The sequence below is a fragment of the Actinobacillus vicugnae genome (genome assembly GCF_901687125.1).
GTDB classification, from domain to species: domain Bacteria; phylum Pseudomonadota; class Gammaproteobacteria; order Enterobacterales; family Pasteurellaceae; genus Actinobacillus; species Actinobacillus vicugnae.
In genome coordinates this window covers 81,300-93,644 of record NZ_CABFJY010000046.1, presented here as the reverse complement: position 1 = coordinate 93,644, position 12,345 = coordinate 81,300, and the positions used below count along the sequence as shown (strand labels likewise).

At 38.5% G+C, this 12,345-nt stretch carries 10 protein-coding genes; 5 read left to right on the top strand and 5 right to left on the bottom strand.

Features of this window, described 5'->3' with window-relative positions; genetic code table 11:
- Positions 1 to 108: 108 nt before the first annotated feature.
- The 4 genes from F8M47_RS09550 to F8M47_RS09535 form a co-directional block, all read right to left on the bottom strand.
- Positions 109 to 1,515 (bottom strand): ABC transporter ATP-binding protein, encoded by a 1,407-nt coding sequence (locus F8M47_RS09550; RefSeq protein WP_150539853.1) that lies wholly within the window; start codon positions 1,513 to 1,515, stop codon positions 109 to 111.
- Positions 1,515 to 2,300: an ABC transporter permease gene (locus F8M47_RS09545; RefSeq protein WP_150539852.1), complete on the bottom strand. Its 786-nt coding sequence runs from the start codon at positions 2,298 to 2,300 to the stop codon at positions 1,515 to 1,517. Before F8M47_RS09545 ends, F8M47_RS09550 begins: the two co-directional genes overlap by 1 nt.
- Before the next feature lie 11 nt (positions 2,301 to 2,311).
- On the bottom strand, positions 2,312 to 3,250 hold the full coding sequence (locus tag F8M47_RS09540) for an ABC transporter permease (RefSeq protein ID WP_150539851.1): 939 nt from the start codon (positions 3,248 to 3,250) through the stop codon (positions 2,312 to 2,314).
- A 101-nt stretch (positions 3,251 to 3,351) separates the two neighbouring features.
- Positions 3,352 to 4,926, bottom strand: coding sequence for an ABC transporter substrate-binding protein (locus F8M47_RS09535; protein ID WP_150539850.1), 1,575 nt, complete (start codon positions 4,924 to 4,926; stop codon positions 3,352 to 3,354).
- A gap of 322 nt (positions 4,927 to 5,248) precedes the next feature.
- Here F8M47_RS09535 and F8M47_RS09530 point away from each other — a divergent pair, with 322 nt between their 5' ends.
- Entirely contained in the window at positions 5,249 to 8,101 is a 2,853-nt protein-coding gene (locus tag F8M47_RS09530; RefSeq protein ID WP_244298113.1) for a YadA family autotransporter adhesin, read from the top strand.
- 114 nt (positions 8,102 to 8,215) lie between these two features.
- Here F8M47_RS09530 and prfC read toward each other — a convergent pair whose 3' ends face one another.
- Positions 8,216 to 9,796 (bottom strand): peptide chain release factor 3, encoded by a 1,581-nt coding sequence (gene prfC, locus F8M47_RS09525; RefSeq protein ID WP_150539848.1) that lies wholly within the window; start codon positions 9,794 to 9,796, stop codon positions 8,216 to 8,218.
- A 209-nt stretch (positions 9,797 to 10,005) separates the two neighbouring features.
- Here prfC and F8M47_RS09520 point away from each other — a divergent pair, with 209 nt between their 5' ends.
- The 4 genes from F8M47_RS09520 to F8M47_RS09505 all read left to right on the top strand — a co-directional run bounded on the left by F8M47_RS09520 (position 10,006) and on the right by F8M47_RS09505 (position 12,299).
- On the top strand, positions 10,006 to 10,482 hold the full coding sequence (locus F8M47_RS09520; RefSeq protein ID WP_167509615.1) for a DUF805 domain-containing protein: 477 nt from the start codon (positions 10,006 to 10,008) through the stop codon (positions 10,480 to 10,482).
- A gap of 15 nt (positions 10,483 to 10,497) precedes the next feature.
- Entirely contained in the window at positions 10,498 to 11,013 is a 516-nt protein-coding gene (locus F8M47_RS09515; RefSeq protein WP_150539846.1) for a DUF805 domain-containing protein, read from the top strand.
- Between the two features lie 103 nt (positions 11,014 to 11,116).
- Positions 11,117 to 11,701, top strand: coding sequence for an aminoacyl-tRNA hydrolase (pth, locus tag F8M47_RS09510; protein WP_150539845.1), 585 nt, complete (start codon positions 11,117 to 11,119; stop codon positions 11,699 to 11,701).
- Positions 11,702 to 11,780: 79 nt separating this feature from the next.
- Positions 11,781 to 12,299 (top strand): hypothetical protein, encoded by a 519-nt coding sequence (locus tag F8M47_RS09505; RefSeq protein WP_150539844.1) that lies wholly within the window; start codon positions 11,781 to 11,783, stop codon positions 12,297 to 12,299.
- Positions 12,300 to 12,345 lie beyond the last annotated feature (46 nt).

Genomic DNA, 12,345 nt, shown 5'->3' with positions numbered 1-12,345 from the left:
AGAAATAAATTATGTGAATTTATCCATTACATATGTAAAATCTCTTCTAAAAATGACCGCTTAAGTTTTATCAGAACAGCAACTTTTGCTGAAGCTAGCTTTTTCTGCTTATTTCACGAATTGGGTTAAATCAATCACTTTATCGCAACTTTTCTCAATCAAATATGGGTCATGACTGACAATCACTAATGCGCAATGGCGGGCACGGCATTGATTGATTAATAACTCAATCGTTTCTTTTTGGGTAATTGGATCTAATCGAGATGTGACTTCGTCTGCAAACAGCAAAACGGGTTCGAGCAATAAGGCACGTAAGATCGCCACTCGTTGCAATTCTCCTCCTGATACATTTTCAGCATTACGCGCTAAAGTTTCTGGTGAAAGAGCAAGCTGTTGCAATAAGTTTGGAATTTGAGAACGATCTAGTTTGTGCTTGTTAATCACGTCATCTAATAATGTTTGCAAGCTCACTGTTGGCGCAAAAGCCTCTGGTGGATCTTGGTAAAGTTTTAGTACTTGATGTTTCTTATGTTGCTGACTGTGCCAAATCACTTCTCCCGCTTTAGGTTTGAGTAAACCGCATAGCAGATCAGCTAAAGTGCTTTTACCTATTCCACTGTGTCCAACCAGCCCTAAAATTTCGCCTTGATGCAATTCAAATGAAAGTCCGCTAAAAAGTGTGCGTTTACCTCGTGCGACGGCTAAATTTTTTACGGAGACAAGCGGTTGATTTTTTGCAAAATTTTGCACACTTTTGACCGCTGGCCAGTGTTTTGGATCGGCTGCAATCAAGGCTTTTGTATAAGGATGCTGTGGATTTTTTAGTAAATCTTCTGCCAAACCTTTCTCTAACAATTTGCCCTTTTTCATGACTAAAATTTCACCGCCTAACTGTTCGGCAACCTCAATATCATGAGTAATAGTTAGTAAACCACCTTGGTTTTGATAGGCTTGTTTAAGCAGTTTGATCACATTCGCTTTGCTGTGTGGATCTAACCCTTTTGTGGGTTCATCAGCGAGTAAAATTTTACCACCTGCTGCAGTAGCGATCGCAAAAGACGCTCGTTGTGCCATGCCACCCGATAATTGGTGTGGATAAGCCGCTTGCCATGCGTTTAAACCTAAATGATCTAATGCTTGTGTTGCTTCATTTCTAGCGGTTTGTTTCGTTTTTTTAGCAACAAAGAACAAACTTTCCCAAAGTTGTTTTCCGATCGCCATAATTGGATCCAGCGAACGGCGAGGCTCTTGTGGCAACATTACTAAGGTTTTACCCCATAATGATTCAAGCGAATGCGTTTCCATTTTGCAGTTTTCTACAAAAATTTGACCGCTTGTCACAAGCCCATTAGGTAAAGCGCCCATAATCGCTTGAATTAATAGGCTTTTGCCTGAGCCTGTTTCGCCAAGAATGGTAATATTTTTGCCTTGTACCAAACTGAGGCTGATCGGCTCCACTAAAGTTAAACCTGTGCTGGTTTGAACGCCAACATTTTCAATGCGCAGTAAAGTCATTATTTGATTCTCCCAGACAAAAGTTGCAGGCTTAAAACCATTAAAAAGACGGCAATAACGGGCTGCATAAAAATCCATGGTGCTTCATAGTAATAAGGGAATAATTCCGTCATCATTAAACCTAATTCAGCTGTAGGCGGACGTAAGCCTACATTTACAAAGCCAAGCGTTGCGAGTGCTAAAATTGCATTGCCTAGAGAGAAAGCACTTAGGGTAACGATGAGTGGCAATAAACGAGGAAAAAGATGACGTTTAAAGCTATAAAATAAGCCCATCCCCATTAAACGAGATGACTCGATTTCTGCACTAGAGGCAAGTGTTTGACTCACGGCTCGAATTACACGGAAAAATTCTACCCACATCACTAACGCAATCCCTAAATAAAGTGTCCAAAATGCACCAGGTGCTAGGGAAGCGAACAATAAAATTAGTAATAGACCAGGTAGCGCCATCACTAAATCGCAGATAAAACTAAATAAACGATCAAGCCAGCCACCAAAAAAGCCTGCTAAGATACCAGATACTAGACCTGCAACTAACGCACAAAACACGCTGAACAATGATAAGCCGAATGATAAACGAATCGCAGAAGCAAGACGTGCTAACATATCTCGCCCGAGATGATCGGTGCCAAACCATGCTAATTCATTAGGTTTTGCTAATATATTGCTAAGATCTTGAAAGCCGATATCCATCGGATAAAAATATGGCTGTAAAAAAGCGAATGCGACTAGCAAAGCTAACATCACGCCACCAATTTTTTGACTTAATGTAATGTTATTCATCTTTATGCCTCTTAACGTTTATCGGTAATTCGTGGGTCAATCCATGCGCTTAACATATCTGCTCCCATATTTAGCAGTACAAATAAGCCACCCATCACTAGAGATGTACCTTGGATCATTGGCACATCTCGCGCAATAATCGCATGAACTAATGCGTGTCCGCTGCCAGGCCAAGCAAATAAGCTTTCCACTACTACTACACCTTCAATCAGATAAACCAGCTGTACCGCATGATAAGCAATGATAGGAATCGCAATATTACGTAGTCCGTGGCGTGTAAAAGTTTTCCATTTCGATAGCCCTTTTAAACGAGCAAATTGGTAATATTCAGATTGTTTCACTTGCAACATTGCTGCGCGAGTGACCCTTACCGAAACTGCACTTAAGCCAAGTGCGAGGGTGAAAGCAGGTAAAATAAAGTGCTGCCATTTTCCATATCCGCCTGCAGGTAACCAGCGCAATGTGGCAGAAAAAATCGTAATCAATCCAATTGCAATAATAAATGCAGGAACAGAGCGGAATAAGGTACTGAATACTAAGGTTAAGCGGTCAAAAAAGCCGTTTTCTTTGCGAGCAGCAAGAATACCAAGCGTAGGCCCAATCATAAGTGCGATACATAATGCGACGATTGCCAGGCTAAGGGTATACCCAAATTGATGTGCAATTTCGTTCCAGACCAAATCGCCAGTGACTAATGATTTGCCTAAATTAAGTTGTAAAAGATCAAGTAGCCAATTTCCATAGCTTTGCCACCATGGTTGGTCAAGCCCAAGTTCTGCTCGTACTAATTCAGCTGCGAGGCTATCGGTTTGATCATAGCCGTAACGACTGGCAGCAATGCGATATGCCATATCTCCAGAGAGTTGACGGGTGAGAATAAAGGTGAGAGTGCCGACTGACCAAACCACCAAAATGATTTGAAATAGGCGTCGAAGAATAATATTAAACATATTTTTGACCATTAAAGTATATAAAAAACACGGAAATCTGTTCAGCATTAGTGCTGTTTCCGTGTTTTTTAAATTGAATTTTATTTGGCAATTGCCATTATTTATTTTTTAAGTGTTTCTAAAAAAAATCTTCTTTCAAATGGATCGAGCTTCACGCCTTGAATATCATTATGTGTCGCAACATTTTGTTGATAATACACAATTGGAATAATCGGTAACTCGTCATGAATAATTTGACTAACGGTTTGTTTTAGCTGTTTCACTTTTTGTGCATCTCGTTCAGTCTCAATTTGATCTAGTGTTTGTGCAAGCTGTTCATTGTTCCAGTTCATCACCCCCCAATCACTACCACCTTTTGCGTAATCTTGCACAATTACACCGAATGGATCGATGGTTTTACCGTAATTTAAGGCATATAGCGCCATTTCTAAACTACCATCTTTATGACCTGCAGGAATCTCACTAAAGTTTCCGACTGAAACATTCACATCAACCCCAATTTGTTTCCATTGCGCTTGCAAAATCGTTGCAATAAGCGGAAGCTCTGGACGATCAGAAAAGGTTCTGAGTGTAAAGCTAAATGGTTTGCCTGAGCTGTCGGTGAGCTTACCGTCCTGATTAAATTTGTAACCAGAAGCGGTCAAATTTTGCTTGATTTTTGCAATATCAAGTTGTTCATCTTTACTTGCTACCCGCCAGTCCGCAAAGGCTTTCGGCAAAATTTGATCAGCGATACCATCTTCAATTTTTAATACTTGCTCCGCAATTGCTTTGCGATTGATTGCTTGAGAAAGCGCTTTACGAATGGCTAAGTCATTAAAAAATGGTTTTGCTACATCCATTTTTAACTGAATCGTACGAGCGATAGATCCACTGGTTAATGTTAAATTAGGATCAGTTTTTAAACGAGCCATACTTGCCGTATCTAAATTAAATACCAATGAAGTCGCATCGCTTTGTGCCATTAATACACGAGTTTCACTTCGGCTACTTGCTAAATAATTAGCTTGCATCACTTGAGGTTTGTTACCCCAATATTGTTCAAAACGAATTGCTTCTATTTTTTGGGGAGCTTCAACTTTAGTCGCTTTAAATGCCCCTGATCCAATTAGCTGAGTAATTTCATCTTTTTCATTAAATGACTCATTCGCTAAAATAATTGTTGAGTAGTGTGTTAAAAAAGATGGAAATGGAACGAATGGTTTAGTTAATTTAAAAGTTATCTGATTATTGCCTTTTGTATTAATTTCTTTAATAAATGCTTTTTTTAGAATACTAGGTTGATTCATTAATAAATTTAAATTCTTTACAACAATTTTAGCATCCAATTTTTCGCCATTGTGGAAAGTGGCATCTCGCAAGGTAAAAGTCCATTCTGTAGCGTCCTGATTGCTAAACCATTCCGTTGCTAATCCTGGAATTAATTCACCTTGTTCATTTGCTTCTACTAAAGTTTCTGCCAAATTCATTCGTTGAAAAATAACACCAGATTGGGTCGGGTGTAGGCTATTTAACTCCCAGGGGGCGATTACGGTAACTTGTTTTAATTCATTGTTTTTAAATGTGTTTTTTTCGGAATTTGAAGTGTTTTGGGTATTGCTTTGAGGTGCTGAATCTTCATTACAGCCACTGATTAACAAAGCTGAAGCAAGTAACGGAAATAGCCATTTTTTCATTATAATCTCCCTTTAATTTAGTCAGGTATTTGGTGAATGAGGCGCAGATTCTAACATAAAAACCATAAAAAAAGTATAGGTTTATTTTGTAAAGCTATGTGTACACATCTGATCTGTAATAAAAAACATATTTCTATTGCCAGATCCGATTAGTTAGTAAATATAGGTTTAAGGGTATATATTCTATTAAGTCTTTATTGGGTATTTATATAAATAAGTGTGAGTGTTATTTATGATTTTTACCATAAAGAATAATGAAAGAAATTTAACTGAAAAAATCAACTTCCTTATATTGAGGTGGAATATGTGTGTACATAATAAAATGACTAAAACGATAATTGCCTTAGCATTATCATCTTTTTATGCAACATCAATGGCAAATGAATTAAACACCGCAACGGTTACTGCAGATAATGCAAATAAAGTTGTTGTTAATTCAGATAATAATATCAACCTTGCAGCAGAAGGAAATACATTAAATATTTCTTCTGCGAATAATGTTGAGTTTTCATCAATAAATACCACCACATTACATAGCGATGCAGTTAATGCAATGCAAGTTAATACGGGATCTATTACTGCATCTGGTGCGGTAAATGCAACCCAAATTAATACCGCTTCATTAACGGCTTCAGATGCGGTAAATGCAACCCAAATTAATACTGCCGCATTAACAGCGTCAGGCGCAGTAAATGCAACTAAAGTAAATACTATCGCATTAACCGCTTCAGAATCTGTAAATTCAGCACAAATCAATGCGCTTAATGTGGCTGCAAATGTGCTGAATGCAACCACATCAAATACGAATCGTTTAAATACATTTACGGTAAGTACAAATGAAATTGATGCAAAAACCGTAAACGCAACACAAGTTAATACCGCTTCATTAACGGCTTCGGATGCAGTAAATGCAACGCAAATTAATACCGCTTCATTAACAGCTTCAGATGCAGTAAATGCGACGCAAATTAATACGGCTTCATTAACGGCTTCAAATGCCGTGAATGCAACCCAAGTAAATACGGCGAATTTAACCGCTTCAAATGCTGTAAATTCACAACAAGTGAATGCGGAAAATGTGAAATCAACAGTAATTGATGCAAAAGCGGTCAATGCAACTCAAGTAAACAGCGATTCAATTACGGCAAAAGATGCAGTAAACGCAACGCAAATTAATACGGCTTCATTAACGGCTTCAGATGCGGTAAATGCAACGCAAATTAATACGGCTTCATTAACGGCTTCAAATGCCGTGAATGCAACCCAAGTAAATACAGCAAATTTAACCGCTTCAAATGCCGTAAATTCAAAACAAATGAATGCGGAAAATGTAACTACAGGTTATTTATCTGCATCAGGTATTATTGATGCAACGCGTGTAAGAACAGGTTCATTAGCGGCTTCAGGGGTGATTGATGCTGCTCGTATTAGAACTGGCTCTTTATCAGCAACAGGTATTGTGGACGCTGCGCGTGTAAGAACAGAATCACTTGCTGTTTCAGGTGTGGTTGATGCATATCGTATTCGTACAGTTGGTTTATCTTCAAATACGATCGATACGGATAATTTAAATGTAGTAGATACGATCAATGTTTCAAATGGTCCTACTATCAGTGCTAATGGTATTACGAATTTAGCTGCAGGTGATATTTCTGAATTTAGTACTGATGCAATTAATGGGGCTCAGTTATATCAAATCTTAGCAAGTAATTCGTTGATTTATTATCCAAGTGCTACGGTATCAGAACTAGTAAGTAGCACAGGTTTAACGAGTGCATCTGAAAGCGCTGATAGCGCAAGTAGCTATACTTTAGATGTAGCATCATTGCTTTCTACAAGCTTAGCGACAGCAACAACCTCAGCTATTTCAACAGATGAGTTAATTTCTGAGCTTGTCGCTGCCTCTCCTTCAGAGCAAGCTGTTGTAGGCACAACGAATACCGCACTCATTAATGCTGATCAAATTAATGCTGGCACAGGTAATATTTCTCATATTAATGTGGATCAAATTGTTGCAGGTACCACTGATACCGCACTTATTAATGCCGATCAAATTAATGCTGGTACAGGTAACATTTCTCATATTAATGCGGATCAAATTGTTGCAGGTACCACTGATACTGCACTCATTAATGTCGATCAAATTAATGCTGGCACAGGTAATATTTCTCGTGTTAATGCGGATCAAATTGTTGCAGGTTCTTCAGATATTGCGCATATAGACAGTGATGTTATAAATGCGAATCAAGTGGCAGTAACAACTTCTGTTGGCGTAACGAATGGTCCAAAACTTACAACAGAAGGCATTAATGCTGCGGATAACACGATCAGTAATGTATCAGCTGGGGTAAATGCAACAGATGCAGTAAATAAAGCACAGCTTGATGAAAAAGCAGATAAATCAACCGCTTATACTTTCAATGTGAGCAACAATGAAACTGCATTAAACGCTGATGGTTTAGCGGATACTTGGACATTAGAACAAGGCGATAGCTTAACATTTGGTGCAACCTCAGATTTAAATGTAACTACGGATGGCAAAGGCAAAGTCGTCTACGCGTTATCTGAAGAAATTAAATCTAAGATTGATACTGCAGCAGCCGCAACTGAAGGCGTAACGGTTTCTACAAAAGCTGCTGATGGCACAGTAACAAGTCATAATGTGAAACCAGGTGAAACAGTAGCGGTAAATTCAGGTAAAAATATTGCAATTACCCAAGATGCAAACACAATTACGGTGGCAACTGTAGATAATCCAACATTTGCGAAAGTAGTTGCGGATTCGGTTTCAGTAAACAATGGACCGACAATTGATAGCAACGGCATTAATATGAATAACAAACGTATTACTAACGTTGCAGACGGGGTAAATGCGACAGACGCAGTAAATGTTCGTCAGTTAAATCAAACACGTAATGATTTTGACAGACGTTTAAACCGTTTAAACAAAGATCGTAAAGCAGGTACAGCATCTGCGATTGCAACCGCAGGCTTATTACAAGCGCCAGCAGGTCAATCAGGTGTAACTGCGGCTGTAGGTCAATATGAAAGCCAAACAGCGGTAGCGGTAGGTTATTCACAATCGTTACCAAGTGGCGTTGGAGTGAAAGTCTCTTTCAGTGCTAACACCCGTAAAGAGCTTGGTGGCTCGGTAGGTATGGGGTACTTCTGGTAATTTCTCCTTTTAACCACAGATAATAAAAATGCGACCTTTAGGGTCGCATTTTTTGTTGCAAAATAAGCGGTGATTTTTTGCAACAAAATTGCAAAATTCGACCGCTAGTTTTAGTTAGTGTTCACGAGTTTTGAAGAAATCAACATCAGGATAGCGTTCTTGTGCCAAGTTTAAATTTACCATGGTTGGAGCGATATAAGTCAGATTATCACCACCATCTAATGCAAGGTTTTGCTCATTTTTGCGTTTAAATTCTTCGAATTTCTTCGCGTCTTTACATTCAACCCAACGAGCGGTTGCAACATTCACAGTTTCATAAATCGCTTCTACGTTATATTCCGTTTTTAAACGTGATACAACCACATCAAACTGGAGCACGCCCACGGCACCTACAATCAGGTCGTTATTCATTAGAGGGCGGAATACTTGCACCGCACCTTCTTCAGAAAGTTGCACTAAACCTTTCAGTAATTGTTTTTGTTTGAGCGGATCTTTTAAACGAATACGACGGAAAAGCTCGGGTGCGAAGTTAGGGATACCCGTGAATTTCATCATTTCACCTTGGGTGAAGGTATCGCCAATTTGAATAGTACCGTGGTTATGTAAACCAATAATATCACCTGCGTAGGCTTCTTCTGCGTGTGAGCGGTCACCAGCCATAAAGGTTAGCGCATCAGAAATCACCACATCTTTGCCAATACGTACGTGTTTTAGCTTCATGCCTTTTTCATATTTGCCAGATACCACTCGCATAAAGGCAACTCGGTCACGGTGTTTTGGATCCATATTTGCTTGGATCTTAAACACAAAACCAGAGAATTTTTCTTCACTTGATTCAACCGTACGAAGATCAGTTTCGCGTGCTTGTGGTTTTGGCGCCCATTCGGTTAAGCCATCTAGGAAATGATCTACACCAAAGTTACCTAATGCAGTACCGAAAAATACAGGGGTTAGCTCACCGTTAATAAATGCTTCGTGATCAAATTCGTTTGATGCACCTTGTACAAGTTCCAATTCTTCACGTAATTGGTTAGCTAAATCATCACCTACGGCAGCATCAAGTTCTGGGCTATTTAAGCCTTTTACAATACGTACTTCTTGAATAGTGGAACCTTGACCTGACTGATAAAGATAAGTTTCATCTTTAGCAATGTGATACACGCCTTTAAACAATTTACCACAGCCAATCGGCCAAGTAATAGGCGCACAACGGATTTTTAGCACGCTTTCTACTTCGTCTAATAATTCCATTGGATCACGAATATCTCGGTCGAGTTTATTCATAAAGGTTAAAATCGGTGTATCACGCAGGCGCGTAACTTCCATAAGTTTAATGGTACGTTCTTCAACACCTTTTGCACTGTCGATAACCATTAAACAGCTATCTACAGCGGTGAGGGTGCGGTAAGTATCTTCAGAGAAGTCTTCGTGTCCTGGTGTATCAAGTAAGTTTACTAAACAATTATTGTAAGGGAATTGCATTACAGAGGTGGTAATTGAGATACCACGTTGTTTTTCCATTTCCATCCAGTCTGATTTTGCATGAGCACTAGAACCTTTACCTTTTACCGACCCCGCCGTTTGAATTGCATTGCCGTAAAGTAGGACTTTTTCAGTGATGGTGGTTTTACCCGCATCGGGGTGAGAAATAATCGCAAAGGTGCGACGTTTATTGACTTCTTGTGGGTATGACATGCTTTTCTCTAGATTAAAATTAAAACAAAAAAGGGTGGCAAGCCACCTAAAAATACGGGGTTATTTTCGCTGATTTATGCATTTAGAACAACCTACGCAGGTAAATTTATTCAAATTGTGTGACAAGCGGTCTAATTTGCTTCAAAATTTACAAAAAACGAATAATTATTATTTGAATGCATAGGAGGCATAGATGCTATGGTTTATGTATGTATGTGTTGCGCCATACATTTGATTATTCAGGACGTGCAAGACGCTTAGAATTTGGTTGGTTTATTCTGTTTTACGAAGGGAGTAGTTGGTTAATTTCCTTTTTGGCGAAAGTGCTATTTGCGCTACGTTTACCACATATTGCTGATATGGCTAACCTTGTTAATGATGCTCTAGATATTTTACTTTTATTTCCGCTTACCAGTGTGACAGCACGTCGCTTTCATGATTTAGGTTATTCGGGGTGGTATCAATCGTTATTCGTTATCGTAAATATTCTAATGTGCATATTGGTTTTTGTGCCTATGGAAATTATTGATGAAATATACGCTTCAAAAGAAGGCGAATTAGTTATTTCTAGTAGCTTTATGATTATATTAGCTCATTTCTGCTATCTTACCTTTACAGATGGGCAACCATTTACTAATCAGTATGGCAAAAGCCCGAAAAATTCAGTATTAAATCAAAATGACTAAAATTAAGGAAACATTATGAATTGGTTTTTACATTCGCTTAAAAATACATTTAATTTTAATGGTCGTGCTAGACGTAGAGAATATGGCTGGTTTGTCCTGATCAATATGCTGATTGGCTTGGTAGTTGGCTTGTTAGCAGGCGTTGCTAGTGCGTTAGGGCTAGAAAGTTTAGCATCTGGTTTAGATATTTTATTTGTACTTTACCAGTTGGTGATTTCTATTACCTCAATTAGTCTAGCCGCTCGTCGCTTACATGATTTAGGTTGGTCTGGTTGGTGGCAATTGTTTCCTTATGCGCTGCTCATCGTTTTTGTATTGGCGAGCTTATTTGCGATAGATGTTGAATTAGGTGGCACAATTAGCGCACTAGAAAGTACACTTTATATATTCACGCTAGTGATTGTAATCGGAGCCCTTATTTTCTCATTAATTTTGATGTTTAAAGATGGACAACGCTTTGCAAATAAATATGGCGAAGATCCGAAAGCGGTTAAAAACGAGACTGAGGTTACAAATTCATTAAGCGTATAAATTCAGTGAAAAAAGGGCTTTTTCCTTGTAGAAAATGCCCTTTTTGCCTACAATAGACGTTTTTCGTTTAGGGCTTTCCGCTATTAATCAAATAGGACAGAAAATGTCGCAAATTAAACTTATCGTTGGTCTTGCCAATCCAGGGGCTAAATACGAAGACACTCGCCACAATGCAGGCGAATGGCTGGTTAATGAAATTGCTCGTCAGTTTAATGTTAGCTTAAAAGAAGAAGCTAAATTTTTCGGAAAAGTGGCAAAAATTAATACTGCAAGCGGTGAAGTTCGCTTATTAGTTCCAACCACTTTTATGAATTTAAGTGGTAAAGCCGTAGGTGCTTTGGCCAATTTCTATCGAATTAAACCCGAAGAGATTTTAGTTGCTCACGATGAGTTGGATTTACCTGCTGGCGTGGCAAAAATCAAGCAAGGTGGCGGTCATGGCGGTCATAATGGCTTAAAAGATATTGTTGCAGCACTGGCTAATAACAATAATTTTTATCGTGTTCGAATTGGGATTGGACATCCAGGTAGTAAAGAATTAGTCGCCAGTTATGTATTAAGCAAACCTGCGTCACAAGATCAAGAAAAAATAAATGCTGCTATTGATGAAGCAAGTCGCTGTGTGGAAATTTGGTTTAAAGAGGGTGTAACTAAAGCAACAAATCGGTTAAATAGTTTTAAAAACTAAGAGAAAAATAATGAAAAAATTGGCATTCACTTTAATCTGTACTGTAGTCTTATCAGCCTGTTCTGCTTGAGCAGTTTTAGTGACAAAAAATGTTGATTATGATCCAAAAACAGAAGCGCGTATTCGTGTTTATAATTCGAATGGTAATGCTACAACTAAAGTATTAAATGATACAAGTTGTCAAGACCTCACCAACAAATCTAAGAAAGGTATTAGCCGTAATCCATTTAGTAGAGACAATATACATAATGATCTGCTACGTCGAACATTAAAAAATATCAGTGTTGGAATGCCGCTAACTAATATGAGTGAAGAAGCCATCAACAGTGATGAATTTACAGATACGGTCTCATTCACGGAACAAGTTATTACTGCAGGGAAATTAGCTGTTGTCCGAGGTAGCCAATTTTATGTTTACTCTTGTGAAATTCGAGGTGAGTTTATGCCTGAAGCAGGCAAAGACTATGAGGTTTCGTATGATTCAGATCACTCAACTTGTCGAATGTATATTAATGAGTTAGAAGCTACAACATCGAGTACATCTAAAGCAACTGCGAAATTAGGTAAGGAAGTTCCTTACCAAAAATGTATTAATTAATCTAAAGTATGCGTATAAACGCACTAAACTTTTTTGATAGTAATGG